This is a genomic window from Vibrio sp. 10N (assembly GCF_036245475.1).
Taxonomy (GTDB): Bacteria; Pseudomonadota; Gammaproteobacteria; order Enterobacterales; family Vibrionaceae; genus Vibrio.
In genome coordinates, this window is record NZ_BTPM01000001.1 from 1,910,494 (window position 1) to 1,936,226 (window position 25,733).

40 protein-coding genes and 2 pseudogenes are annotated in these 25,733 nt (G+C 41.9%); 4 read left to right on the top strand and 38 right to left on the bottom strand.

Annotation, left to right across the window (positions count from 1 at the left end; translation table 11 throughout):
* Nucleotides 1-4: 4 nt before the first annotated feature.
* From AAA946_RS08770 to AAA946_RS08875, 22 genes and pseudogenes are all read right to left on the bottom strand, one after another.
* Nucleotides 5-610, bottom strand: a complete 606-nt coding sequence (locus tag AAA946_RS08770; RefSeq protein ID WP_338164519.1) for a LysE family translocator — start codon at nt 608-610, stop codon at nt 5-7.
* Nucleotides 607-1,146, bottom strand: coding sequence for a DinB family protein (locus tag AAA946_RS08775; protein WP_338164520.1), 540 nt, complete (start codon nt 1,144-1,146; stop codon nt 607-609). Before AAA946_RS08775 ends, AAA946_RS08770 begins: the two co-directional genes overlap by 4 nt.
* Nucleotides 1,147-1,173: 27 nt before the next feature.
* Nucleotides 1,174-1,773 (bottom strand): HAD family hydrolase, encoded by a 600-nt coding sequence (locus tag AAA946_RS08780; protein WP_338164521.1) that lies wholly within the window; start codon nt 1,771-1,773, stop codon nt 1,174-1,176.
* A 3-nt stretch (nt 1,774-1,776) separates the two neighbouring features.
* On the bottom strand, nt 1,777-2,190 hold the full coding sequence (locus AAA946_RS08785; RefSeq protein WP_338164522.1) for a GNAT family N-acetyltransferase: 414 nt from the start codon (nt 2,188-2,190) through the stop codon (nt 1,777-1,779).
* A 112-nt stretch (nt 2,191-2,302) separates the two neighbouring features.
* Entirely contained in the window at nt 2,303-2,764 is a 462-nt protein-coding gene (locus AAA946_RS08790) for a RidA family protein (RefSeq protein ID WP_338164523.1), read from the bottom strand.
* A gap of 23 nt (nt 2,765-2,787) precedes the next feature.
* Nucleotides 2,788-3,351: a pyridoxamine 5'-phosphate oxidase family protein gene (locus AAA946_RS08795; protein ID WP_338164524.1), complete on the bottom strand. Its 564-nt coding sequence runs from the start codon at nt 3,349-3,351 to the stop codon at nt 2,788-2,790.
* Nucleotides 3,352-3,625: 274 nt separating this feature from the next.
* A complete protein-coding gene (locus tag AAA946_RS08800) occupies nt 3,626-4,375 on the bottom strand; it encodes a methyltransferase domain-containing protein (protein ID WP_338164525.1) in 750 nt (249 codons plus the stop codon).
* Nucleotides 4,356-4,961: a hypothetical protein gene (locus AAA946_RS08805; protein ID WP_338164526.1), complete on the bottom strand. Its 606-nt coding sequence runs from the start codon at nt 4,959-4,961 to the stop codon at nt 4,356-4,358. Before AAA946_RS08805 ends, AAA946_RS08800 begins: the two co-directional genes overlap by 20 nt.
* 274 nt (nt 4,962-5,235) lie before the next feature.
* Nucleotides 5,236-5,475, bottom strand: coding sequence for a hypothetical protein (locus tag AAA946_RS08810; RefSeq protein ID WP_338164527.1), 240 nt, complete (start codon nt 5,473-5,475; stop codon nt 5,236-5,238).
* Nucleotides 5,476-5,649: 174 nt separating this feature from the next.
* A complete protein-coding gene (locus tag AAA946_RS08815; protein ID WP_338164528.1) occupies nt 5,650-5,892 on the bottom strand; it encodes a hypothetical protein in 243 nt (80 codons plus the stop codon).
* Nucleotides 5,893-5,990: 98 nt separating this feature from the next.
* Nucleotides 5,991-6,770 carry an aminoglycoside phosphotransferase family protein gene (locus AAA946_RS08820; protein WP_338164529.1) on the bottom strand — a complete coding sequence of 260 codons (780 nt, stop codon included), beginning with the start codon at nt 6,768-6,770 and terminating at the stop codon, nt 5,991-5,993.
* A 133-nt stretch (nt 6,771-6,903) separates the two neighbouring features.
* Nucleotides 6,904-7,353, bottom strand: coding sequence for a GNAT family N-acetyltransferase (locus AAA946_RS08825; protein ID WP_338165808.1), 450 nt, complete (start codon nt 7,351-7,353; stop codon nt 6,904-6,906).
* Between the two features lie 119 nt (nt 7,354-7,472).
* Nucleotides 7,473-8,156 carry an SDR family oxidoreductase gene (locus AAA946_RS08830; protein ID WP_338164530.1) on the bottom strand — a complete coding sequence of 228 codons (684 nt, stop codon included), beginning with the start codon at nt 8,154-8,156 and terminating at the stop codon, nt 7,473-7,475.
* Between the two features lie 223 nt (nt 8,157-8,379).
* Entirely contained in the window at nt 8,380-8,739 is a 360-nt protein-coding gene (locus AAA946_RS08835) for a hypothetical protein (RefSeq protein WP_338164531.1), read from the bottom strand.
* A gap of 228 nt (nt 8,740-8,967) precedes the next feature.
* A complete protein-coding gene (locus AAA946_RS08840) occupies nt 8,968-9,354 on the bottom strand; it encodes a VOC family protein (RefSeq protein ID WP_338164532.1) in 387 nt (128 codons plus the stop codon).
* 595 nt (nt 9,355-9,949) lie between these two features.
* Nucleotides 9,950-10,120, bottom strand: a pseudogene (locus tag AAA946_RS08845) (GNAT family N-acetyltransferase); the annotation flags it as partial.
* Nucleotides 10,121-10,570: 450 nt separating this feature from the next.
* Complete coding sequence (locus AAA946_RS08850) at nt 10,571-10,990, bottom strand: GFA family protein (protein WP_338164533.1); 420 nt, start codon at nt 10,988-10,990, stop codon at nt 10,571-10,573.
* A gap of 105 nt (nt 10,991-11,095) precedes the next feature.
* The gene (locus AAA946_RS08855; RefSeq protein ID WP_338164534.1) at nt 11,096-11,383 is read right to left on the bottom strand and encodes a hypothetical protein; all 288 of its coding nucleotides are present in this window, start codon (nt 11,381-11,383) and stop codon (nt 11,096-11,098) included.
* A gap of 161 nt (nt 11,384-11,544) precedes the next feature.
* Complete coding sequence (locus AAA946_RS08860; protein WP_338164535.1) at nt 11,545-11,958, bottom strand: hypothetical protein; 414 nt, start codon at nt 11,956-11,958, stop codon at nt 11,545-11,547.
* Between the two features lie 127 nt (nt 11,959-12,085).
* Nucleotides 12,086-12,559, bottom strand: coding sequence for a GrpB family protein (locus AAA946_RS08865; RefSeq protein WP_338164536.1), 474 nt, complete (start codon nt 12,557-12,559; stop codon nt 12,086-12,088).
* Between the two features lie 149 nt (nt 12,560-12,708).
* Nucleotides 12,709-13,152, bottom strand: a complete 444-nt coding sequence (locus tag AAA946_RS08870) for a GNAT family N-acetyltransferase (RefSeq protein ID WP_338164537.1) — start codon at nt 13,150-13,152, stop codon at nt 12,709-12,711.
* Nucleotides 13,153-13,311: 159 nt separating this feature from the next.
* Complete coding sequence (locus AAA946_RS08875; protein WP_338164538.1) at nt 13,312-13,569, bottom strand: hypothetical protein; 258 nt, start codon at nt 13,567-13,569, stop codon at nt 13,312-13,314.
* A 224-nt stretch (nt 13,570-13,793) separates the two neighbouring features.
* Between AAA946_RS08875 and AAA946_RS08880 the strand changes: the two genes are divergently transcribed.
* Nucleotides 13,794-14,015 (top strand): TA system antitoxin ParD family protein, encoded by a 222-nt coding sequence (locus AAA946_RS08880; protein WP_338164539.1) that lies wholly within the window; start codon nt 13,794-13,796, stop codon nt 14,013-14,015.
* On the top strand, nt 14,008-14,298 hold the full coding sequence (locus AAA946_RS08885) for a type II toxin-antitoxin system RelE/ParE family toxin (protein ID WP_338164540.1): 291 nt from the start codon (nt 14,008-14,010) through the stop codon (nt 14,296-14,298). Before AAA946_RS08880 ends, AAA946_RS08885 begins: the two co-directional genes overlap by 8 nt.
* A 129-nt stretch (nt 14,299-14,427) precedes the next feature.
* Here AAA946_RS08885 and AAA946_RS08890 read toward each other — a convergent pair.
* Nucleotides 14,428-14,943 (bottom strand): annotated as a pseudogene (locus AAA946_RS08890) (GNAT family N-acetyltransferase).
* 191 nt (nt 14,944-15,134) lie between these two features.
* Here AAA946_RS08890 and AAA946_RS08895 point away from each other — a divergent pair.
* Together AAA946_RS08895 and AAA946_RS08900 are read left to right on the top strand one after the other, a co-directional pair.
* Nucleotides 15,135-15,419 carry a type II toxin-antitoxin system RelB/DinJ family antitoxin gene (locus AAA946_RS08895; RefSeq protein ID WP_338164541.1) on the top strand — a complete coding sequence of 95 codons (285 nt, stop codon included), beginning with the start codon at nt 15,135-15,137 and terminating at the stop codon, nt 15,417-15,419.
* A complete protein-coding gene (locus AAA946_RS08900) occupies nt 15,406-15,675 on the top strand; it encodes a type II toxin-antitoxin system YafQ family toxin (protein ID WP_338164542.1) in 270 nt (89 codons plus the stop codon). Before AAA946_RS08895 ends, AAA946_RS08900 begins: the two co-directional genes overlap by 14 nt.
* 135 nt (nt 15,676-15,810) lie before the next feature.
* On the opposite strand, the gene AAA946_RS08905 is transcribed toward AAA946_RS08900, so the two are convergent.
* From AAA946_RS08905 to AAA946_RS08970, 15 genes are all read right to left on the bottom strand, one after another.
* Entirely contained in the window at nt 15,811-16,329 is a 519-nt protein-coding gene (locus tag AAA946_RS08905) for a GNAT family N-acetyltransferase (protein WP_338164543.1), read from the bottom strand.
* Nucleotides 16,330-16,461: 132 nt separating this feature from the next.
* Nucleotides 16,462-16,827 carry a GFA family protein gene (locus AAA946_RS24145; protein ID WP_445206069.1) on the bottom strand — a complete coding sequence of 122 codons (366 nt, stop codon included), beginning with the start codon at nt 16,825-16,827 and terminating at the stop codon, nt 16,462-16,464.
* Nucleotides 16,828-16,973: 146 nt separating this feature from the next.
* A complete protein-coding gene (locus tag AAA946_RS08910; RefSeq protein ID WP_338164544.1) occupies nt 16,974-17,474 on the bottom strand; it encodes a signal peptidase II in 501 nt (166 codons plus the stop codon).
* Nucleotides 17,475-17,613: 139 nt separating this feature from the next.
* Nucleotides 17,614-18,189 carry a hypothetical protein gene (locus AAA946_RS08915; RefSeq protein ID WP_338164545.1) on the bottom strand — a complete coding sequence of 192 codons (576 nt, stop codon included), beginning with the start codon at nt 18,187-18,189 and terminating at the stop codon, nt 17,614-17,616.
* Between the two features lie 144 nt (nt 18,190-18,333).
* On the bottom strand, nt 18,334-18,750 hold the full coding sequence (locus tag AAA946_RS08920) for a GFA family protein (protein WP_338164546.1): 417 nt from the start codon (nt 18,748-18,750) through the stop codon (nt 18,334-18,336).
* A gap of 157 nt (nt 18,751-18,907) precedes the next feature.
* Entirely contained in the window at nt 18,908-19,240 is a 333-nt protein-coding gene (locus AAA946_RS08925; protein ID WP_338164547.1) for a hypothetical protein, read from the bottom strand.
* A gap of 130 nt (nt 19,241-19,370) precedes the next feature.
* Nucleotides 19,371-19,949, bottom strand: a complete 579-nt coding sequence (locus AAA946_RS08930) for an O-methyltransferase (RefSeq protein ID WP_338164548.1) — start codon at nt 19,947-19,949, stop codon at nt 19,371-19,373.
* A 139-nt stretch (nt 19,950-20,088) separates the two neighbouring features.
* A complete protein-coding gene (locus tag AAA946_RS08935) occupies nt 20,089-20,496 on the bottom strand; it encodes a GFA family protein (RefSeq protein WP_338164549.1) in 408 nt (135 codons plus the stop codon).
* A gap of 607 nt (nt 20,497-21,103) precedes the next feature.
* On the bottom strand, nt 21,104-21,511 hold the full coding sequence (locus AAA946_RS08940) for a bleomycin resistance protein (protein ID WP_338165809.1): 408 nt from the start codon (nt 21,509-21,511) through the stop codon (nt 21,104-21,106).
* Nucleotides 21,512-21,640: 129 nt separating this feature from the next.
* The gene (locus AAA946_RS08945) at nt 21,641-21,952 is read right to left on the bottom strand and encodes an antibiotic biosynthesis monooxygenase (protein ID WP_244355911.1); all 312 of its coding nucleotides are present in this window, start codon (nt 21,950-21,952) and stop codon (nt 21,641-21,643) included.
* A gap of 300 nt (nt 21,953-22,252) precedes the next feature.
* The gene (locus AAA946_RS08950) at nt 22,253-22,708 is read right to left on the bottom strand and encodes a hypothetical protein (protein ID WP_338164550.1); all 456 of its coding nucleotides are present in this window, start codon (nt 22,706-22,708) and stop codon (nt 22,253-22,255) included.
* Nucleotides 22,709-22,986: 278 nt separating this feature from the next.
* Nucleotides 22,987-23,355 (bottom strand): VOC family protein, encoded by a 369-nt coding sequence (locus tag AAA946_RS08955; protein WP_338164551.1) that lies wholly within the window; start codon nt 23,353-23,355, stop codon nt 22,987-22,989.
* 151 nt (nt 23,356-23,506) lie between these two features.
* Complete coding sequence (locus AAA946_RS08960; protein ID WP_338164543.1) at nt 23,507-24,025, bottom strand: GNAT family N-acetyltransferase; 519 nt, start codon at nt 24,023-24,025, stop codon at nt 23,507-23,509.
* A 106-nt stretch (nt 24,026-24,131) separates the two neighbouring features.
* Nucleotides 24,132-24,872, bottom strand: coding sequence for a hypothetical protein (locus AAA946_RS08965; protein WP_338164552.1), 741 nt, complete (start codon nt 24,870-24,872; stop codon nt 24,132-24,134).
* A gap of 146 nt (nt 24,873-25,018) precedes the next feature.
* Complete coding sequence (locus tag AAA946_RS08970) at nt 25,019-25,687, bottom strand: DUF6998 domain-containing protein (protein WP_445206070.1); 669 nt, start codon at nt 25,685-25,687, stop codon at nt 25,019-25,021.
* Nucleotides 25,688-25,733: the final 46 nt, after the last annotated feature.

The following is a 25,733-nucleotide window of genomic DNA, read 5'->3' on the forward strand; positions in this document are numbered from 1 at the left end:
CGCGCTATTGTTTCACCACAAGCAAAACACCGCAAGAAGCGAAAACACCACCAGAGAGTTTGCTCAACCAGCGACTTGAGTGACTGTTTTTCAGTTGAGCACGCATTACGCTGGCAAAGCCAGCATAAAATGTCAGCACGCCACCCACAGCAATCATCGAAAGCACATAGATAATGGCACTATCAACTGTTGTTAGCGAACTAAGGTCAACAAACGCAGGAAGGAAGCCCATGTAAAATAAAATGGCTTTTGGGTTCGACAGCGTCATCACTATGCCTGTCAAGACACTGGAACCTGCCCCCTCTACGCTACTTTGATCAGAATTTGGACTCACGTGCCACAGCTTCCATGCCATCCATATTAGATAAGACGCTCCGATATACTTCAATATTATTGCGAACTCGCCTAAAAGTAGGGCTAAAGTCGTCAACCCAAGTAGCGCCAAACTAATCAAGAGTATGTCCGCAATAATCACACCTACCACCGCCAGCATCCCTTGGAGTAATCCACCAGACAAACTCCTAGAGACAACAGCTAAAACACTTGGACCTGGAATTGCGGCAGAAAGGGCTAACGCGAAAAATAGAGCGAGTGAAGAAGCGAGTGTCATGATACCGTCTCCGGAACAATCATCGGCAAATCAGTACAACCAAAATCTAAGCCTATTTGACTCAATAGGCAGGTAAGCTGGCCTCTGTGATGGGTTTGATGGTTAAAGATATGCTGGCAAAACTGAGCGACTGTTCGCTCCATTAGTATACCTTCTGTCGTGGTGTACCGGACAAGTCGTTGGCAGGATTCGTGTGTCAGCTGACGAGTGACATCGATATAGATGTCATCGACAATGCTTCTTAATGACTTCAAATGTTCGATATCTTTCACGAAGGTATCATGAATAGATTTGGATTTAGGGAGATTAGCTAGCCTATCCTCTTCGACATCGACACACTGGTTGGCGACCAAGCGCTGTAACATGATCAAATCACCAAATAATATGTGATTCCAATGGGCCATAATCGATGAAAAAAATGCGCCGCGATCTTGGTGAAGCTCTTCATCAGACAGCGTTTCGCACGCTTTTATCAGTTGCTGATTCATTCGCTGGTTGTACCGCGCCAACACTCTAAAATTAGCTGCAATGTCCATAGAGCCTCCTTGCTCTCCCATAGTTGACTATGGAGTAATTTCTTTTCCTTGGTAGTACTTAACGTCGGCAAGTTCCAACATCGGCAGGTCCTCTGGGGTATCACCATAGGCGTAAATTTTGCCAAACTGCGTAATATCGAGTGAAGATTTTAGAAACTTCACCTTACGCTCTTCGCTGCAATCACCTTGGACATAACGCCCGGTATACCGAGTACCTCTGACCTCTAATTGGCTGCAGATTAATTTCACACCGTATTGGTCACACCAAATTCGAAGGTAAGGGTCTAGTGATGCAGAAACGACAATGACCTCATCGCCTTGCTGTTGATGCCAGTGGATCTTCTCGACCATTTCTGGTCTTGCCACCTTGTTTAAGTAATCACGATTAAATTGACGTGCAATGGCAATCACATCGCTTTTTTTCCGCTGCCAATAAGTGACTTTCGATAAAATAGGTCGGGTTTTACTCGCTGGCAACCAACCTATTTTGTAGAGAGCAATCACCGGCCACAATAAACAAAGCCCAACCACAATTCGTGGCTTGGAAGATGCGTAAAACAAAAAAGCGGTAAACGTATCCTCTGTTGTGATGGTGCCATCAAAATCAAATAGTGCTAGATTTGCCACCGCTCACACCAATTGTTTAGTAAAGTAATGCTTGCTGTGATTCGATGGGTAGCTTTCTAACGTCATTTGACACTGGTATCCATGCTTTTCATAGAACGCTTTTGCTTGAAAACTAAAGGTATCAAGCAACACCGAGTGACATCCCACCTCTTTCGCATGGGATTCGATACGCGATAACAACTCGCTACCAATGCCCGAACCTCGAATCGATTTATCTACCCAGAGAAATTGAACAGACAGCCAATTTCCGATGATTTCTCCCGTGATTCCCGCCACCTTCTTCCCCCGTTCAGTCACATAAAACGCGACCTTGTCATGGCGTACATCACCCAAAAAAGGTCGGTTATGTTCAACTAACCCTTGCCGTATCTCGTTGATGTCGGTATCAGTAGGATCGAGATCGATTTCATAGTTCATAGACGTTCCAATGTTTAGTGCTAAAGCCAAGTAGCGAAGATTTCATTTTATTGAGTCGGTATTGGCTTTTGTTTTTATGCCAGTGCTGACACGAGCAATAATAACAGCACTCTCAAGAGTAAACCTCGAAAATAGAATCAATAATAATTGGCAAATTGCCTCTCAAAGACTGCGCACCAAAAACCGAACGAGCATGAACACCTTTGTCTCCAAACACTTGTGCCATTAAGTCCGAACAGCCATCTAAGACTTTAGGGTGCTGTTCAAACGCCTCTGTTGCATTGACGAAGCCCTGAAGCTTGACCACTCTGGCAACTCTATCAAGACTACCTAGTTCAAGTTTCACCGCCGCCAATATGTCTAATCCCGTCACCCTAGCAAACTCATACCCTTGCTCAGTGGTATATTCTCGACCCAGTTTGCCCTTAGGGACATCACTTAACCCCGCAACGGGTCCTTTCCCAGACACATACAAAAGATTTCCAGTACGAACACAGTTACAATAGCTGCCCTGAGGATCACTGGCTGTAGGCAGAACGAGTTCGAGTTCAGCAATTCTACTTTCGATAGACATAAACTTTCCTTTTAATGCATAAGCTACTCTTGTTTTAATCCGGCTCGTTCCACAATCTCAGACTCAAAACCATCAATACTCTGTTGGTTTTTCTTTCGCCAGTAATTCTCGATACCCTCAGAACCGAGTCTATCCGCCCACTTATCCAAGTCATCTCGATCACCCTCATAGTGATAGTACGGGACTGACATACCACACGATGCCTGAACAAGCTCAATATCAAGAATAAAGATTTGCCTATTAGAATGGCTCTGAGGAAATAACGGCGCGTATTCGTTCCAATGCTCATCGTTAATGTGCAGCGCATTCGCTTGTCCGTAAGTTCTCAAAATCAAAGGGGCGCCTTCGAACGCACAAAACATTAGTGTCATACGGCTGTTTCGAAGAACATGAGCGGCAGATTCATTACCACTACCTGTTAAATTCAGCCAAGCGATCTGTTTGTTGTTTATAACTCGAAGTGAGTCACCGCCCTTAGGCGACAGATTAACTGTGCCACTCTCAGCTGCCGTTGCCACAAAATAGATTTTCTGCGACTCGATAAATTCAACGTGCTTTTGTATTAGCTCACTAAATTTCTTTCCCATAACTCTGAATTCCCTGTGCCAAACTGATTTTTGTTTTTCCCAACCAAACTGATGTCACCATCATCGAGATTAGCTTGAGTTTCTCTATCCAAGTATTCAACCAGTTGAATCAAAAAATGTAACCTTTAGAGTGACTAATATTTGAACTGCCTCGTGAAGTCATCAAAACAAACATCGTGTAATCGAAGACATTGTCATTATCTAGAGGAGCAGATAGGTGCCTACTTACAAGCTACCCAATATCGTGCGATCGGGTTGAGGGTTACTAACTTCATTAACTCTCCTTTTTCTTGACGATACCAACAACAGTATGGGATTTGTCACAGAAATCTGATTTACTCCAATCTGAATAGAGCATCACCAACTCAAGTCCCGCAGCCGCCAAGCTTCTCTCAATCTCTGCTACAGACCGATACCTTAATTCAATTGTCGTTCGGCGAGTTTTCCCAAGCTGATAGTCGCGTTGTATATCAAAAATAACGGTATTTTCGATACTTTCATGCACCCTTTGAACACCGTTTATACAGACCTTCTCACCCATAGGGGTAAAATAGCTATCGCGATAATTGGCGGTGTTTGTACACGAAAGTCCGCTAAGACGCGTATCAAACACAAACAAACTCTTCGCATGCATGTGTCGACTCACACTTTGCAACATTGCACCAAAGTCCTCGTCAGTGAGAAACGCCTGAAACGCATTACCTGTCATCACAACTAAGTCAAAATCGGCATCCAACGTAAAACTGGTGGCGTCCCCGCGTACAAATTGAATATGCTCAACGTCGAATGATTTCTTTTTGGCGTAATCCAGCATTGGCTGCGATATATCGATGCCCACAACCTGGTCAAGCCAGTTAGACATTTCTATTGCCAAAAGTCCGGTACCGCAACAGACATCGAGACCGGTTCGAAAACGGTGTTGTACAACCAGCGAATTCAAAAATGCTCGCTCTTGTTCATACCGTTCTCCATATTGCGCGTCGTACTCCGCGCCGCACCAGAACTCACTTTGACTTTGTTTCATTACTGACTCCAGTGATCGCATCTTCAGTGCCAGGTTGCGCTTTTTTATCTCTAAACCAACACACGATTGCGACGACCACAAACGCCAACAAAAACATCCAATACAGCATCCCAAGCATGCTCTTCGCCACTGTAAACAGTGATGCCATTTCAACCATTAGAGGGGTGACATCTTCATAATTCGATAGCATCAACCAGATACTGATATTTTCAAGATAATCACATAATGCTGAGAGAACAGGTAATACCGCTAACCATTGCCATACACCGTTGGTGATTCCGCATTTACTGAGTAGCCAAACAAACAACAGATAATAGGTCAGCGCAAATAACGCCGGATAGATCATATCCAACGCCAATTGAGTTAGGTAGAAAGCTCGACCTTCTCCACCAAGCGCATCCAATAAAGTCATTGCTTGGTCGTAGCTATACCCCATCGGCGACATATCAAAAATGGGTAACCCTGAGGCATACTCCATCAAGGTTGGAATGGTGTAGCCCAACATCAGCGCATAAATTACATTAGTCACGATCATTAGCGCAATAACCTGCCTTCCCGATGGCAGTTTTGGTAAATAACCTATCATGTTTCATCCTTATTCAATCGTATCTCTAGGTGTAACCTAGAGGTGTTGCACGCAACGACACTATTCAATCAGTTGATTATCGGTATGTAACTAGCCTAGGTAAGAATTTTTGAAGTGACTCTAAAACAGAGTATCGATGTGAAAAAGGTGGAGGTATATGGTTGATTGAAACCGGGAGCCCTGAGCGCTTATTTCAGTTTTCTGGATTCGAACAGGTGGCCACGCCTGTGCCACCCCCGGTTAAAGCAGTCGAAACTTGTATTTTTCCAACGTTCTATTGCAATTCCGTTGCTTGGTTTTCCACTTTTTTGTTCCCGCACGCAGCACATGTGAGCACTAGCTCTTGTTCATCTAGTTTTTTAAGTGCCATGTCTGTATTTTCACCTATCAATAACGTCTCAAAGACATATTTTTTAACACCACCCCAGAATGTATTGGGATAATTGTCCTTTGCCTCTTGAAGGTGCTGTTTATGCTGAGTGACCTGGCTACACTTTTTACAATAGCTTTCCATATAGTCCGCCTTTAGTTAATCATCTCGCTAAGGCTACCCAACCACAGAAGTTGTGAAAACAATCAATAAACCGTTCAACGCAGAAATATCATAAATGTGTGAAGTGAGAAAGGTACTCTGGTCGGCTATTGATAACGAAGACATTTAATATAGCCGACCGCCTGTAACAATCCTTTATTTACTGCGATGGTACCCTGGAGTAACAAATGGCCCTAATAACATGTTGAGCTTTTTAAAAAATCCTTGGTGCTCATCTTTAAAAATTGCCTCAGCTTGCTTCGCACTGTCTGCACTAATGATGAGTGACTGCTCAACAAAACCCTGTTCAACCAGCTGCTTCGCCTCTTGTTTGTATGTCTCAGAGTTAGCCTCTAGGTAGGTGAATCCGCCATCTTTAGTAAAGAACTTATAGTCCATAATCTTTCCTTAATAAGAGTAGTATTTTCAAGATACCGAAAATAAAACACTATCAGATGCGCCACCAATTACTGACGCAGAGGGAAAATTATTGCGACTCATTCGACAGTTAGCGCTTTTGAAATAGAAGCTTCATTATTTTCTAAGTATTGAATGTCAGACAAATAAGCTAAGTGATGGCCATTAGCAATATTATCAATAAATGCCTGATTTCCCATACTTGCTTCCTCTTTCATAAAATTGACTAATGCTTGTAGCCGTTTAATCATGACCTGTACCAGTTGGCATCGAACCTCATTTGGCACTCCATAGGCATCACAAAATAACTTGGCTCTTCGAGTCTGACTTGCGAGATCACCTAACGCATCGTCTGAATGAGTTTTAAATGGCGCCCATGTATAAACCGCATAGGCTACATCCCAAATTTTGGGGCCTGGGTGCGCGGTATCAAAGTCAAATACGCCAACTACTTTCTTCCCCTCTAACGCGACGTTATAAGGAGCAAAATCACCATGGCAAACTACCTCTACTGGTTCACGGGCAGGCTGCATCCAACTCATTGTTTCTACTTTAACTTGCGTTACCAATTTACCCGCCGCGATATGGTAGTCACGCAATAATTGCGCAGCAGATGTTAATGCTTCGAGCGACGCAATATTCCCACTCAATGGATAATTAAACGTATCTCCACCTACGAAAGACAAGATTTCATGGCCTTGTTCATCAAAACCAAAAGGTTTTGGTGCGGCAGTAAATCCAACACGGTCCAAATAATTAAGCAGTACATGCACCGCTGGCGACCATTTTCCCGCTGGCCTCATGACCTTATTCTTGATTCGATATATGGCAGTTTCTCGGCCGCCGGACAACTCTTCCATCAATTTACCAAGCTCCTTACGTTCGAACAATCAGTGTAACGCTGACAAAGCGGCTTAAGCGACAGCGACAAGCAATGAGTTTGGGGTTAGCTTTATACTTATCTCTAGCACGCAAGAAGTGATAACGTCGGAGCTAACTGACCAAGTTCAGCTGCATCGGAACAAACCGTATTCCATTGTATTCAGACTCCCCCCCTGTAGCGACAAACCCAAGCTGCTCATAAAAAGAGGCAGCATTCACCGATGAGCGAAGACTGATGTCAGGCTGATTTGTACTAGCGATCAAATGATCCAACAGCAACTTACCTATGCCCATTCCTTGGTGCTGTTTCGATACAAAGAGGTGCGTGAGATAGTTTCCGTTGCGAAGCGCTCCAAAGCCAATAAGCTCACCATCAGTAACCGCTTTGACAGCGAGGAAAGTCGAACCATCCAACGTGAGTTCAAGGTCGTCCAAAACTCGAGTTATAAACTCGGACTTACCTTGGTCGCTCAGCAGGGGCAATACATCGCACTCTGCGACGTTCTTAACCAAACTGACGATATTGTCGATATCATTTCTTGAAACAGTGCTTAGCTCTATAGTCATCCCTTACCTCTAAAAACGTTGTGCTACTCGGTAGATGTTACCCACTGCAAAAGTTGATCGCACTTCGAATTGGGGAAACACATAAGCGGAATCACGAGAATTCATTAAGCAAGCTACCATTGATGCTCCTGTCCGTCCCAGGTCCAAAATCGGCCAGTGGATGCCATCGTTAATGTATTAACTAACTTAATAATACCAGTAGCACTTTCAACAACTGTGATGTCTGCTTCACTGCCACCCATATCAGTTTGAACCCAACCAGGGTGAACAGGACAGACAATAACACCGCTCTCTTTGAGCTCAAGCGACAGAACCTGCATCACTTTATTTACCGCTGCTTTAGAGCTGCGATACGCATACATGCCCGTCGCTTCACGATTAAGCGCCCCCATTTGACTCGAGATTGTTATTACCCTAGGCCGCGGTGACTTTTTCATGAGTGGCAAGATTTCACGAGTCACCATAAGTGGGGCAACAGTGTTCACCGCAAACGTATCAAGCCAAGAAGCTTGCTCGACCGCAGACATAGACTGATCTCCTGCCCCTAGTATCCCCGCATTATTGATCAACACATCAACCACAACGTCGGACAAATTCTTACCTATCTCTTTAATTGACTCGTCGTCTGTCACTTCAAGCTCCAATAAGGACAGCCGCTCAAACTTAAGTAATTCGACGAGTTCCGAAGAAGGCTCTCCCCTATGAGTGCCAATGACTCGCCACCCTAACTCTAAGTACTGCTTCATTAACTCCAGTCCAATACCGCGATTGCTACCTGTTATTAATACCGTTTCCACTGCTACATTGCCTCATTTTCATCGCCTTGGTGCTACATACTACGCACTATCACTGCGCCTGAGTTGCACAGAACTCCCTACTGCCACTGTGAATTTCAAACTCATTGTTTAATTTATATTTATTCTAAATACGCGAACACTTGCTCAACGCTTTCTGGTACTTTTTACAAAAACAACATCGGATACAGTCATTCGGCGATGTTGTGGGAAGAGAAACAACACGTTAAAGATTGCTATTTTGGAAGTTCTTTTTTCGCTCAATACGAGTGGTGGGCACGTTAGCTTTAAACCCCAATTTAAGCTCATGGCAGCATAAACCATATTGCCAAATACCCTTGTCTACTTCGCAAATATCGAACCTAATAATAAACCAAGGTAGTGAGAAATCTTCATCCACATCTTGACGGCCACTCTCAGCCTCCATAAATACGATTTCAAACTTTTCAAAGACAGCAATAAGCTGATTGTCTAAATCACCACTAGGTGCAACGGTCAGCCTTAGCTCGCTCTCTGACATAGCTATGGACGTAACGACGTGATCTCCCAGCTGTCGAAACATACGGTCATAGATTGGTTCGCTCATATATACTCCCATGTAATGCGTGAGAAACCCCGCTTTATCAAGTTAAGCTTAGCGGTTATATACGTATTCCACAGCAGCCCCCCTCATGAATCATTGGGAAGCAAATTACATAGTAAAGAGAGTTTTTCAGCCTTGGACTTTGAGGGAGAATAGTTTCGAGGCAGTTCAAATTGAAGCTTTAGGGCTACATTTCAAAATGCCACCACACTCCTTTTGTGTGCAGGGCTATTACTCGTTGACCTGAAGTTTCCAGGGCGGGTTTAACCGGTTTTCTCCAGCCCAATACAGTTTGATTTTGTTACCCGACGGATCTGTTAATGCGGCTTCTTCCCAGAGATAACTCTGTGTCTTTAGCTCTTGCGTAAACTCAATCCCCTTAACTTTGAGATCAGCGACTAATTGATGCAATTTCTCATGCTCAAAGTAAACAACGCCGCGACAATCTAAACCTTGTTTTTCAGTGTCTAGGTAGACAGAAAACGTTGAGTCACCATCGGGAAATGAAAAACGAGCGTAGTGCTCATTACCAACAATTTGAGTCAATCCTAATTTTGTATAAAACTCTACCGCCTGTTCAATATCGTGAACGGCCAATGTTACTTGATTTAAATTCATACCTATCCTAGTTATCCACTTAAAAACTGCACCAGCTTGTACCGCTCATCTGTACTTGTTATTTCAAAAAGCTCTACCTTACCTCCTAGTTCTAATCATTAATTGGCAACAGGTGAGGACTACCTCACTCAAACAACGCCAAAGAAATGTACAATTAATGTGTTGACCCGTCTATTAGACAATAAGACGATATTCAACCAGTTGACCTTGAATTTGTAACGTTGGCGAGTGGGAAATTTAGACGTATGTCGCGATTTATATATCAATGGAGCAGAGACTGACAAAAGCTATTGATTTTATTTTCATTAGCACGATGCAGCATTGGCCTTAGAAACCTAGCTGTCGTAGTTATATGGACTAATCACAAGTGATAATACTAAATGCACTTACGCTGGGTGCATTGGTTAGCAACGTTACTGCTACACTCAACACATCATGCAACAAACTCTGATACATGTCTTCGAGCTGAAACCGCCAAGCAATGGGAGTCTACCTTAAACGCTTTGTACTGTGATTCATTCACTGAATACGGAAACGCCCAAAGTTATTAGCTTTGGGCGTTTCTTCTAGCAAACTGGTTACGACAAACCGAGCTTTAAAGTGTCATATGCAGAATTGGAAAAGGTTTTCCCATATCATCAAGTGGTGAGCGAGAAACAACGTTAAAACCCATATGCTCGTAGAAACCCACTGCTTTCGGATTTTGCTCGTTTACATCGACTTTGGTTACGCCTAACTGCTCAATTGCGTATTGCAGTAGCACCTTACGCCTTGATAAGTGGTGCGAAACTGTAACGTAGACTATTTCACTAGCAAAAACGCCAGCATTAAGTGTACATCTTAATCTATTTTTTGGGGCTTGAACCCAAGTTATTTCGGTAGATACTTGTTCAACATCACGCAGCAAGTAACAGCAAATGATAAGATTAACGATATTTGCCACAAACCATCACTGTAAAAAGACATCTCATTTTTTGACCAGATTCTCAATGCTATGTTGAACAACTCACCATTTACCCCCATGACAAACACCGACGCTACGTAATATTTTATGAACTCCAGTGTGAGCCGCTTTATATGGCTTAAGTAGCCTTGATCCATTTCATCATCCTTGTTTTTTGCTCCGACCCCTAATTATCAGGCCCTATAGATAGGGTTAAAATTGCAAGTGTAACCACTAAGTTTATGGAGCCCCATTTAAGCGGTTTGTTATGTACTACTCATATTCTTGGCATTGGGGTAGTTCTAATTCAGGGTTGTACCAATTGGCTTTTTGAGAGACCCAAATGTGCTCCTTTTCTGGCGACTTGATGTCGCTATCAAGGGATCCGAGCCTCAATATAATATGTTCGGTATTTTCACGTTTGGCATAGACTTGAGTACCGCAGTTTGAGCAAAAGTAGCGTTGCTTCCCTTTTGATGATTCAAATGACTTGAGGTTATCAGCACCTAATATAAAGAAGTCCCGATCTTGGACGGCAGCAACGCTTGAGAATGTCGCGCCATGGGCTTTCCTACAGGTTTTACAGTGACAATGCACTATGTCGCCAATTTTACCGGAAATCTCGTATTTAACTGAACCACACAAACAACTGCCTTTGACCATACCTTTCTTCCATACTCTAATATAACGCATTGCTAATTAGCCGCTAACGACCACTGCAACCATAAATAGCCACCGTAACCACTAAACTCAACCAAACAAGATCACCGGCTGTTCACGGTCTGATTGAATAACTTACTAAGTGTGTTTTTCAAACTTTGCAATATGACGTTTATATTTTTTCTCACGCCACCTCCAAATTAAGAAACTAAGAGGAAATGCACCAACGGATGCCCAACAACCACTTATTAGTAAATCGATAGTTTGAGTCCAGCTCCAGGCTGATTGTGATATAAATATAGAATCAATGCTTCGACCTATCATCACACCCACAATAGCAGGAATTGATGTACGAACAGCAAACTTAACACTCCCCTTTTCTCGTTCGAATTTCCACTTAGAAAACTCGTCATCTGGGTCTTTCATTATCTCCTCCATGAGACAATTACAAAAAACACATAACGCCTTGTTCAGTCTCAGTTGACCACCACTACACTCAATCAAAGCGCCAATAACCATTAAACCCAACCATAATCGCCGACTGTTGGCTGTCTACTCGAACAATTTTTTAGCTATTGATTGCATACTCAAAGTTTCAAAATCTCATCAGAGTAAAATTCAACTAGCAAGCCATCCTCCAGCCAAACCTCATACAACGGGCCACCGAAGTGCTTTCTAACACGATGAACTAGTTGATGTTTCTCCGCTATTGCCGCTAACTCATCAACAGTTTTGTTTGCTTCTAGCATAAAGTGGGATGCATGAAAGTTTTGGGGGTCGTCTTGCTCTTTATAGGTTGCAGCCAATTCACCGAACGTCAGTTTGTACTTCGTTGGGATAAACTCAATTAACTCATTATCGACCTCATTCCAAACACACATCCATGCACCAATCATTGTCTTTGACGGAAATGTTTTAGCCTCTCCATTTGTAAGCTCCGCCAAAATCTGTGAGCTAAGCTTCGGTTGAACTGAGTTAATAGATAAGTGTTTTATTTTCAATTGCTCTCCTAAAATAGCTAACGCCGTATTAAGTAGTAACTAACTACAACTGAACCAAAATAAAGCCACCGTAATCACGAAACTCAACCAAACTCGCTAAACGTTAGCTGTCTGATTGAACAATTTGTTATGCCTGTCTCAACACACGCTGAATAAAGACCGACTTTTTCTGACGATACTTTTCGTGACTCCAGCCTACACAAGACTTTTTGAGTTCATTGTACTGTTGAACCAGCTCCGGGCTTCCCCGAAGCTTGTCTCGAAAGCTCACAAATAGGTCAAATTCAGAGCCATTCGCGACAACTTGGAAAGCGACATCCTCACCAGAACTACTTTCCAGCATACAAAGCTCTAGAGTTCGTAACGTATCTGATTTTTCGTTGAAACCTAAAGTTGAAAGTAACTTTACGGCTTTCTCAAGCTCATCACCGTTAACACCAACAAGTATGTCTAAGTCACCTTTAGATAACACATTGGGGATAGAGGAAGCTCCAATATGCTCAATCCTTGCGGCTGGCAGTAAGGTTGCTATTTTAGTTTCGTATTGCCGATATAGGCTTTCACACGAAGGCTGATATTCATTCGCTTTGTAAAACTGCACATCGTTTCCCAAAAGGTATAATGTCTTGTTAAGTTGCAGCTAACTGCCTCTACACCCAAACAAAGCCACCGTAATCACTAAATTCAACCAAACCAAGAACGCCAAACGTTCATAAAGCGTCTGAGCACAAACACCTCGTTATGTTTATTTTACAAGGGATACAACTTTAACTTTCTGCCTGTGAACTCAAAGCCACACTTTTGATAAAACTCGAACGTCTTATCCCACTTTTCACTGGGTGGTGCTGTCACATCAATCCGTGACCATCCGTTGACATGGCTTAGTTTCACTATCTCTTGAATGACGGCTTTACCAACACCTTTTGAGCGATGTTCTTCATTTACCCAAAATTCATTAATTATTCCATATCGACCTTGGGCAAATACTGAAAAAGACTCGCTTAAAGTGAAAAAAGCTAGCACTTCATTGCCTTTCTTTACCTCGTAAGAAAAATGGGTATTCTGAGGTAGTTCGCTAAAAATTTTTCGAAAGCTCTCTTCGCTGGGTACGCCTGAAACTCCAAATAACTCGCTGTAAAGTTTTCTAATATAGCTTTTGACCACACTAACATCGGTGATTTCAACTAATTCCATTTCGCCTCCAAAACACATAAAACGTCTTGCTAAGTTGCAGCTAACCACCACTACACTTAAACAAAGCCACCGTAATCACTTAACTCAACCAAGCCAAAATCGCCAAACGTTAGCTGTCTGCTTGAACAATTTGTTATACCCAAATAGTTTAATTGGGTCTCATGCCTTGGTTTCGTTGGAATTAGTTTCTATTTTGGAAACACCTTCAACACGTCGAACACCAAACGTGACGGTAGGGGGCACACCCATGCCAAGTTCAATGTCAGCAACTAAATAATTGCTGCCTTTTGCCTTCAAAATCGCATTGACTCGTTCTTGTTTTTCGACAGCTTTAATAACCGTATCTGCGATTACCTCATCACTGCTAAAAGACGTAACCTTGTCTGCAACTTCTTTCGCTTTGTCAAAAATATTCATTGATATGTCCTTATTTGTGATGAGCTCAGCATGCGTATAACGCCTTGCTAAGTTGCAGCTAACTACCACTACACTCAAGTAAAGCCACCTTAATCACTGAATTGAACCAAACCAAAAGTGCCGAGCGTTAGCTGTCGACTTGAGCAATTTGTTATGGCTCAACTTGCACCTTTCGTGGCAAATTACTACAATTGTCTACTATCACTACAGACGAGGAACTAACAATGGCAACTACTAGCGTGCGAATTGATCAAGAGCTTTTCGAAAAAGCCTCCATCATGGCAAAAGCTTTAAACAGAACAACCCCAAAACAAATTGAGCACTGGGCTAAGATCGGTGAAATGATGGAAGACAACCCTGATTTACCATATAAGTTTGTTAAACAAGCAATTATAGCTAAAGCTGAGAAAGAGGCTGGAAAACTAGAGGCTTATAACTTTGACTGAAATCACAAATATTTTACAAACCCCTACCTTTAAAAAGGCAGTCAAAAAGTTGCATAAAAACCAAAAATCAGACTTGGATAACGCAGTTCGAGAATTGATGAAAGATCCTTATCTGGGCGAGCAGAAAAAGGGAGACCTCTCTTTTCTTCGCGTTCACAAGTTCATAATGGTCAAACAACTAACGCTTCTAGGCTATAGCTATGAAGATGGAACTGTTACTTTGGAACTAATCGCTCTCGGGTCTCACGAAAACTTCTACCGCGATGTTAAGAGGTTCTACTGAGCCATAACGCCTTGTTAAGTAGCAGCTAACTGCCACTACACTCAAACAAAGCCACCAGAATCACTAAACCCAAATCAAACCAAAATCGCCGACTGTTAGCTGTCTGCTTGAACAAATTGTTAGGTGAATTTACAACCGCGCTGTGTAAACGCACACCTCACGCGCTCTACCTTGAGCTTGAATTCTTTTAGTTCCAACATACGTTGTACCCAACTTGCTTATAACTGATTTTGAACGCTTATTTTCAGTTAAATGCATGACTTTGATTTTACTGAGACCTAGATTCTCTTTAGCGTACTCGATTAGTGCTCAAGACCCTTCCGTTGCATAACCGACGCCCCAAAAAGGAACCCCCAACCAATACCCTAATGTCCCCTCTCCCTCTTCAATCCTAGGAAAACTCACTGCACCAATTAGAGTATTGCTATTCTTTAGAACCAGAGCGTAAACGACACCTTTGCCAGTGTTGAATAAATCTTTATGCGTTTTAATCCAGTCAACAGCATCAGTTAACTCGTATGGGTTTGGAATATTCGCTGTCATATCCGAGATGATTTTTTCACCCGCTAGTTCCGCGACTCTTGTTGCATCAAGTTCTGTGAAGGGTCTAAGAGTTAGTCTATTCGTATCAATCGTTGCTTGCATAGTTTCCTATTCACCTAACGCCTTGTTAAGTAGCAGCTAACTACCACTGCACTCAAACAAAGCCACCGTAATCACTAAACTCAACCAAACCAAAATCGCCAAACGTTAGCTGTCTGCTTGAACAATTTGTTATGTACCGAACCTACCCTTGTGCTACGATGTATTACATTGCAATACAAATGGTGCACGCTATGAAAAATGAAATGCTAAGTACACGTATCGACCACGATACCAAAGTAGCTTTTACCAACATCTGTGATGAAGTTGGTTTGAGCCCGTCACAAGCAATCAAGCTGTTTGCTCACGCGGTGATCAATCACGGTGGGATCCCATTCGAGCTCAAAGTAAGACAGCCGAATCAAGAGAGCATTGCCGCAATGCAAGAGCTCGTATCTGGCCAAGGCCACAAAGCTGACTCGGTAGACTCTCTATTCAACACACTAACTGATGACAAAGTAAGCAATGTATCTTCTTGAATATTCGACGCAATTTAAAAAAGACTTCAAGAAAGTGACTAAGTTGCCTATCCCAGATGTACTTGAGGTAGGCAACATTATTTCTAAACTACAGCGTGGCGAAACACTTTGTGCTCAGAATGTTGACCATCCATTAAGTGGTAACTGGGCTGGATTTCGAGACTGTCACATTAAGCCGGACTTAGTTCTAATCTATCGTATCCACGATAGAACTCTTCAACTAGCCAGAATAGGATCACACAGCGAACTATTTTGAACGAAAAGGTACATAACGCCTTGCTAAGTTGCAGCTAACGGCCACAAAACTCAAACAAAGCCACCATAATCACTGAACTCAACCAAACCAAAATCGCCAAACGTTAGCTGTCGACTTGAGCAATTTGTTATACCATCATGCGCACGAAACCCAATATCTCGCTATTGGATTGGGAAAGACTTTTCCTTGCACAACTTTATCAAAGTTACCGCCATTGCTTTCAATGACCTTGCGCGATGCGATGTTGTCTTCATCAGCCGTGATCAAAGCGGTAGTAATCCCTAACTCTAATGCTTTTGGCAGAACAAGTTTAAGCATTGACTTGCCAAAACCTTTAGAACGAAAACTTGGTGCAATATCGTAACCAATATGACCACCCTCAAAGCTGAGGAACTCGTTGTCTATCGTGTGTCTAACCCTAATAGCACCAATAACTTCACCAGCATTGGACGTTAACCAAAAATGACTACAAGGAACATAACCTTCACGTAGGTTTATACCCTTTTCTTCGTTTGTCAGACTTTCTATGTAGTTATCAAAGTCAGAATATCCCTGCTCGTAATAATCCGCATTTTCAGGATCATTAACTGCGAAATCATAATAAAACTCTGCAAATGCTTCTTTATAATTTGCTGATGGTGATATTAAATACATTAACTCTCCTGATGGTATAACGCCTTGTTAAGTAGCAGCTAACTACCACCGAACCCAAACAAAGCCACCATAATCACTAAACCCAAATCAAACCAAAATCGCCGACTGTTAGCTGTCTGCTTGAACAATTTGTTAGCGCACTGACCAACACACCGCCGTTTCTGTAAAAATTTCATGTATCTCACTAGGAGAATTGCTGCCATCCAATGTAGCTAGTGTTACTGAAACTCTATCTGGATATCTCCGGCTATCAGACCACTCTATATTTGAGCCACACGTTCTACAGAATTTTCGAGTAACATGTGCAGAGGAGCTATATTCTGAAATTTCAGTCAGCTCTGAGATATAACGCAGGTCATTTTTAGGGACGGTCACATAAGTCGCGAATGCTGAACCATGTAGCTTTTGACACATCTTGCAGTGACAATGAGAAGCTCGAAAAGGCTCGGATAACAACTCATATTGGACCGCACCACATTGGCAGCTTCCTGTAATCAAACCACATACCTCCTAGTTGTATGATTGTGCGCTAACGCCTTGTTAAGTAGCAGCTAACTGCCACTGCACTCAAACAAAGCCACCGTAATCACTAAACCCAACCAAACCAAAATCGCCAAACGTTAGCTGTCTGCTTGAACAATTTGTTAGAAGTTCCCATTTCTCAGATCTAATTTTGAGTTTGCAAAGACAAACATGACGCCACCTGCAACAATTGCTATGTCCGCTACATTAAAAACACCCGTCCTCAATGAGCCCACACCAAAATTTAAAAAATCAATCACCGCTCCATTGTTTACTATTCGGTCATATAAATTGCTTGCGCCACCCGATAAAAACAACGTCAATGCAACAACTTGAGCCGTATTGAGGCTTTTGGAGCAAGCTACATATATTAGCAATGCTGATAGGAAAATAGCTATAGCAACGACGAAAATATAAAAACGGTACTCACTAGAGAGTGAACTACCTAAACTCAAGAACGCTCCCGTATTCTCAAAATACCCAACTCGAAAGATGTCATTGAGATAACTGTCCATGTAGAATTTGGGCAAGTAGTTTGAAGCTAATGCTTTAGTTGCTTGATCACAACCTACACAAAAAGTTGAGATGGCAACTATTAACATTAATTTGATATAGAACTTCATAATGCGCACTTACTCCCTGTAACTTCTAACGCCTTGCTAAGTTGCAGCTAACTACCACTGCACTAAACAATGCCACCGTAATCACTGAACTCAACCAAACCAAAATCGCCGAACGTTAGCTGTCGACTTGAGCAATTTGTTAGGCAAGTATTTTGGCTGCAAGTACACATATAACGATTAAACCAACTAATAACAATGGCACACAAGTGCGAATCGTATAGCGATATGCTTTTTCTCCTGCTTTAACTCTTTCCCACTCAAGTTTTAGTATTTCAGATGCAGTTTCTTGCGCTTCCGCAGCGCATATACGACAACCTGTATAATCTTTGTTGTCAGCAAGTACTGCAACATCATCGAGCCAAGCAAGTAAAAGTTTATTCAGCCGTTGAAGTTCCTTGTCTTTATCATATTTGTTGATTCTTAAACGTATAGATAACTGTTGCTGCATAACTGATTGATAGCACCTGTCTCTCTCGTCTTGCAGTTTGAGCTTATGTTCGTCATTGACTGATTTATCTATTTGTGAAGAAATGCTACTCATATGAAGTGCAGTACTCAAAAAAATAGATATCTCTTCTCTTAGTTTATCAATCCATTCCTGTCGGAACTCAGACGTTTTGGCATGCTTTGTATTAATTAATGTGAAGAAAGCAAACGCCGCCGTGAGCCATGCCGCAACAATTGCTGCTGAAGTCGTATAAAAATAATCGGGCATTGTCTATTATATCCCCTACTTGCCTAACGCCTTGCTAAGTTGCAGCTAACGAACACTACACCCAAGCAAAGCCACGTAATCACTGAACTCAAACAAACCAAAATCGCCGAGCATTAGCTGTCTGCTTGAACAATTTGTTAGCTGCTAGCTCGGCTGTTTGGGAAAGACCTTCACATTATTTGGTATCTGATACCAATCCAGCTTTTCACTAACCCAAACATGCGCTTGAGGTTCGAAAATATCAGTTGAAGATTGATCAATTGGTTTTAGCTTTAACTTAACTGTTTCCGGTGCATCTGGATTAAAGTGATAAATTCTGTTTCCACAACTTGGGCAGAACATTGCACAGTTACGATTACCACTATCAGCTAATCGCTCCCAACTTCTCAGTTGACCCGAAAACTCTACTTTAGATGCATCAACAACCGCAGTGATGCTAAATGGGCTGGTAGATAGCTTTTGACACTCTGTACAGTGACAAGCAAAAACCATTAGTGGTTTTTCATGTAGTTCATAGGTAACTTGTCCGCACTGACATGCGCCTTGAAGTGGATAATCCATTTGTTCCTCCTTTGAACATGGATGACAGCTAACGCCTTGCTAAGTTGCAGCTAACTACCAAGACACTCAAGCAAAGCCACCTTAATCACTGAACTCAACCAAACCAAAATCGCCAACTGTTAGCTGTCTGCTTGAGCAATTTGTTAGGTGATATCACTCACGACAACCACACCATTAAACCACTAGTTAATAGCAACAAAATTCCAGCGATGCCTACCGAAAAAGTAAAGCTGATTTGGTTATGTCTATCCTGAGCATCTATATCACGACTGACCAGCTCACGGTGAGTAATTAATGACATGACATCCTGATTGGCGGGGTTGCTACCGTCGTAAGCTAAATAGGCTATACCAATCGCAAAAACACCACAGAATGCTACGTAATCAACCAGAGCAATTGATTCCAAATATGGAACTAACCAACGCCCAATTGCGCCAATGAGAATTATCGATATCAACGCATACAGAATACCCAGTATAAATGACTTCAAGTTACCTCCTGTCACCTAACGCCTTGTTAAGTTGCAGCTAACCACCACTGCACTCAAACAAAGCCACCGTAATCACTAAACCCAACCAAACCAAAATCGCCGGACGTTAGCTGTCTGCTTGAACAATTTGTTAGGCTACTTTCACGCACATAACTATGCCTGTTGACCAACAAAGCTTCGATATAACAAGATCATCTCGTTGTGATAAGTGAGCTATCAGCGCTCGAACCTTTTCATTGTGCTCTTCTGACCAATCCTCACGAGTTTTCATATCATCTATGATGTAAAAACCACCAATTTTGAGGCACGCTAGAGTTTCATCTAGGTAGTGGTATTTACCCGGCCAAGTATCCGCAAATATCAAATCGACCGACGATGGAGGGGTTCTATCGATAACATCCTCACCATTGGACAAAACGATATCGATTCGCTGATCTTCTCCTAGATAACTACGAGCTATCTCAATATTTTCAACCGAATTATCTACCGTTGTTAATTTCGAGTCTTCAGACATTCCATGCAATATCCATGATGTACAAAGACCTGTGCCAGTCCCTAGCTCCAAGAAGTACCCTGATTGCTTACTCGCAGCCAAAGCAGCTAAAAATGAGCCTATCGGAAGTTCTGACAATTGCGGAAAGCCAATTGCGTGTGTGGCTTTCAATATTGCTTCATATTGTGTGGGATAAACTTCCACTGTCTCGTTCATATACTTTTCCTTGTAGCCTAACGCCTTGTTAAGTAGCAGCTAACTACCACTGCACTCAAATAAAGCCATCGTAATCACTAAACTAAAACCAAACCAAAATCGCCGACTGTTAGCTGTCTGCTTGAACAATTTGTTATGTTTATTTTGGAAAGCCGTCCAACTTAACTGCTTTCAAACCTACGCTGTGCCACTCAGTTTGCTCTGCACAGAATATTTGAGCATCAAGACTCTTTGACGGCTCTTCGTTCAATGAGCCAGCAGGAACAATCAGGAACTTCCCAGTTTGATTCACCACAGGTAAAGCTGAGCCACAATCGCTACAAAAAGCCTTGGAAAACGAACGACTAGAATGATTATAGCGTTGCACTTTTTCTTCACCTTTAGTCCATTCTATGTTGGCTGGAGAAGTAAATAGATTTGCTGCGTGAGCTGAACCAGTTAGCTTCCTACACTGGTTGCAGTGACAGAAGAAAAACTTGCCAAAGTCATCTTTTACTTTAAAAGCAACGCTTTCACAGCAACATCCACCTGTAATGTCTTTATTCATATCTACCTCCGTGTGTGATCGTGAAATATACATAACGCTTTGTTAAGTAGCAGCTAACTGCCACTACACTCAAACAAAGCCACCGTAATCACTAAACCCAGTTCAAACCAAAAATGCCGACGGTTAGCTGTCTGCTTGAACAATTTGTTATGTTTGAACATTGTGCTTTCGATTTAACGCTTTTGAAATTGATTTCAATTTAATACACCTGCACTTCTCATAACTATCTAGAACTGAGATGATGCTTGCTACAATTCCAATTGCGTACTTTATCATCGCAATGCGAAAGCTGAACTCATCTAGCATATTCAATCTATCGATTAACAAACTAATAGATAAAACTAGTACCGTTATCGAAGCGAGAGTAGCCCATGATTTAATAAACGTAGCAAGGTAGATACGATCATTTTTCAGGAGCTTCAATAGCAAGCGACTGTATTTAAATTTGATTGACTTAAGCATAGTTATCTCAGTAAACATAACGCCTTGCTAAGTTGCAGCTAACGGCCACGATACTCAAGCAAAGCCACCATAATCACTAAACTCAACCAAACCAAAATCGCCGAACGTTAGCTGTCTGCTTGAGCAATTTGTTAGGTGAACATTGTCACCGCATATCCTCACAAAACCTGAAAAGATACCCATCTGGACTACGAACAATGAACTGCACCTGAGTGACGTACTGCTCATTGACTCGATACGACTTTGTTTCTTTGGGAAGGAATATCATGTCACTACATGCTGACTGAACCTTCGAGTAGAGTGTTTCGATGCCAGTTACATCCCATTGGAAGTTAATACCTCTACCAAAAGGTGGTTCGAGCGTTCCCGACAACCATTTACGAGAGTTGCCTTGAACACCCTCGAGCATCAAATCTAGCCCCTCTCGAGTTAAATACACAAACTGCTCTTCTTGACGCTGGTACTTAATACTAAAGCCCAAAATATCAACAAAGAATGCTAAATTGTCATCAATGCTTTGGACATATAACTCTGGGACTATTTTCACCGCAATAACTTCCCTGTTCACCTAACGCCTTGCTAAGTTGCAGCCAACAGCCACGAAGCTCAAGCAAAGCCGCGTAATCACTATACTCAACCAAACCAAAATCGCCGACTGTTAGCTGTCGACTTGAGTAATTTGTTATAGCCACATATTCTCTCGGACTTCATAGTGCTTTACATGTCGCTCTGGGTTTAGTTTATATTTCTCATCTTCAGGGTATAGTCTTGCAATACTAATATTTTCTCCAGAGAAGGCTTTAATACACTCAATATCTTCCCAAAAAGTAAGCAAAGTAATTTCCGTACTATTGCCCAAATCTCGCTTTAAAATTTGTGCACCTACAAAACCCTTTGTGTCTGAAGTATCTTTGATTCCAGTTTCGTAAAGGTACCCTATGAATCCGTCCTCATGCTCTTTAGGACAAGTTGCTTTCCATTCTCTCGCTATCACAAATACTCCATTTTTTGCTGTGGTTATAACGCCTTGCTAAGTTGCAGCTAACAACCACGACACTCAAGCAAAGCCACCTTAATCACTGAACTCAACCAAACCAAAATCGCCAACTGTTAGCTGTCTGCTTGAGCAATTTGTTAGGTTACTTCTTTCTAAACATCTTATGAGTTAAAACTGCAAGGATTGCAATAATCAACAGAATATAAAAGCTATATGCTTGAAAGGTGTTAAAAAATAGCCAAGCTAAAGAAGCCACCAAAAAACCCACAAGCAGTAAGACTATTTTGTTCTTCACAATCATAATCCTTTGTCTGCTAACGCTTTAGTCCAATAGCTCGTATGTGTTTTAACTTTAGGCGCTAATATCTCAGGATTTGCAGCATAAAACTGGTGACTATTTGGATACTTTAGTCCGTGCTTATTTTGAAACGAAAAAAAGTCAATTAGACTTAAACCACACCCTAAAGTTTTTGTACTTGCGACAGCAATACTACCAACAACGGCACCGACATAAAAAGACGCAAGCAAAGCACCTGCAACTTTCAGTTTTTCTAATCCCGTTGTCGCTTTAATCAACTCAGTAACTGTTGCCCCTCGCCCCAAGCTTTTTATTGCCGCTATCATTACAGTGGCATTACTGACTGCCGCCGTCGCAGAATCGAATAATGTGGAAGGAACAGGTAGCCCTAATGCTTTCATGTTCGCATTAAAGTGCTTCGAAAACTCAACCGTACTGATGTTACACGCTACCATAAACTACCTCACTGTATATCCACAAAAAAGAGGTAATTATAAAACCCATTGCCTTCCAGTCTTTAGCCATTGCACTCTCGCTAGAAACACTTCACCATATGCCATATATCAATTACATTATTTGCACAGGTGGTGAATGGTAACCTAACGCCTTGTTAAGTAGCAGCTAACTGCCACTGCACCCAAACAAAGCCACCGTAATCACTAAACTCAACCAAACCAAAATCGCCAAACGTTAGCTGTCTGCTTGAACAATTTGTTAGGTGCAACACACCGCGCTATGTGAAGACTGCTTCTATCTTTTTGCCATCAAGGTCACGGACATAAGCCGCATAATATGACGCACCGTATTCAGGCCTCAACGCAGGTTTACCCTCACAGCTCGCACCTTGCTGCAAGGCGACTTGATAAAATGTGTCTACTGCGTCTTGGCTCGGAGCATTGAATGCTACGTGAGTACCATTTCCACTGCTTCCATTTCCTTCTAATGGGAGTCCAACCCAAAATTCAAACTGTTCGCCATAAGACACAGCTACTTGATCGATTGTGTGACTACGGCTGATACCTAATGTCGATAGCACTGCATCATAAAAAGCTGATGCATTCTCAACATCATTAGTTCCAAGTGAAATATGATTGAAGATCACTGAATGTATTCTCCGAACTTGAATGGCACCTAACGCCTTGCTAAGTTGCAGCTAACTACCACGACACTCAAACAAAGCCACGTAATCACTAAACTCAACCAAGCCAAAATCGCCAAGCGTTAGCTGTCGACTTGAGCAATTTGTTATACCATCATGCGCACGAAACCCAATATCTCGCTATTGGATTGGGAAAGACTTTTCCTTGCACAACTTTATCAAAGTTACCGCCATTGCTTTCAATGACCTTGCGCGATGCGATGTTGTCTTCATCAGCCGTGATCAAAGCGGTAGTAATCCCTAACTCTAATGCTTTTGGCAGAACAAGTTTAAGCATTGACTTGCCAAAACCTTTAGAACGAAAACTTGGTGCAATATCGTAACCAATATGACCACCCTCAAAGCTGAGGAACTCGTTGTCTATCGTGTGTCTAACCCTAATAGCACCAATAACTTCACCAGCATTGGACGTTAACCAAAAATGACTACAAGGAACATAACCTTCACGTAGGTTTATACCCTTTTCTTCGTTTGTCAGACTTTCTATGTAGTTATCAAAGTCAGAATATCCCTGCTCGTAATAATCCGCATTTTCAGGATCATTAACTGCGAAATCATAATAAAACTCTGCAAATGCTTCTTTATAATTTGCTGATGGTGATATTAAATACATTAACTCTCCTGATGGTATAACGCTAAGCTAAGCGGTGAGCGAACGTGTGCCATGTTTGAGCGAAGCGAGTTCGGCACGCGTTTGCGAATCCGTCTTAAGCGCCTTGTTATGTGATTTCATTTTGTATACCACCACTCATCGTTTTTGAGCCAAAGTCAGCGCTTGGGACAAACTCTTTGTAGTCCCCCAACACCTTCTTGATTCTAGACTTTTCATGGTTTGTATTTTTCTTGGAATACAACCAAAACTGATATGACTTTGCGTAAGCAGAGAATCGAGGCAATAAGGAATATACAATGAAAAATACTTTGCGCTTACTTGCATGCTTTATAGAAGTGAGTCGATCATAGTACTCATGAAGGATATCCACCTTTTCACCCTCACTTAGTTTAAAAAACGCATGCATATTTTTGAGTTTGTTTTTTACAAATTCATTAAGCTCTTGTCGTTCCAAATCGCTAGATTCGAGATACAGAAGCATTTCATAACTACTTGATAAGTAGATATCGTCATAGCCTAACAACAACATGTAGTCTTTAGGTAAATGGTTAGCTTCTGGGGAAGGTGCTTTCAATATATCAAACTCGTCAGCTAAGAACATTTTTGTGAGTAGTTCATTGTCCCCTTCCAAAATTCTCTCAATAGCCTTGATATGTGGAACTACTGTTGCCTTCATTATGCTTAATTCAGAGAACAAAATGTTGTGACACTGATGAAATACATATGAAGTCGCATATACTTTCTGCTTACTTTCTCGCACTCTACGAGTGTTGAACTGGATAAACAACACCGTCAAAGATGCACCTAACGTAGCTAAGAATGGAAGAAACAATTTCTCACTAAGCATTACAACCTCGCTCACTACTGCTAAAAATCACATAACGCCTTGCTAAGTTGCAGCTAACGACCACCACACTCAAGCAAAGCCACCTTAATCACTGAACTCAACCAAACCAAAATCGCCGAGCGTTAGCTGTCGACTTGAGCAATTTGTTAGGCATTCAGTTCACGGATTATCAAACTACCTAGCTGCCGTGTGTTGTAAGGGTTACCGTTGCTATTTAGTATTGATACGCCCAACTCTTTGGCTACTAGCCTCAAATGTGGTTTAGCTGGCAATAGAGGCGCACCATTCTTAATGACTTCTATTGAACCATTTTCTCGTTCGACAATGGTTAATTCTCCCCAGACACCCTCTTTAACTTTGGGTATATCGCGATTGAGACAGCTAGGTTTCGTCAGTTTGCTCAAAGCAAGTGTATATTTTGAGCCTGAACCCGAAGTGCACATTAGAGATTTTGCTTGTTCAACTGTTCCGTCGAACAAGGTTTCAATTTGCATTTCTTCAATGTTAATCCGCAATACAATAACTCGGTCAACACAGTTAAGTGTGTTTGGATTAAAAGAAATATGACCGTTATTAACTAAACGTCCGGTGGTTTTAACTGAGACTCGTTCACCTTCCCCGCTTACAACATCATAGCCAGATTGATTTACTTCAGTTGCCATTTGCCCATTAGTAATCAATGCAGAATAAAGCTCACCAATTCTTCCGGTCAAGTGCCTCAGCTCAGTAATAGGAACACCCCAACTCAACTCTCGTTCAAACCAAGACATAGACTCACCCAAAGACTGAATTACCTGTATTTGTGTTAGAGCCACTTAGTTACCTCCTGATGCCTAACGCCTTGTTAAGTAGCAGCTAACT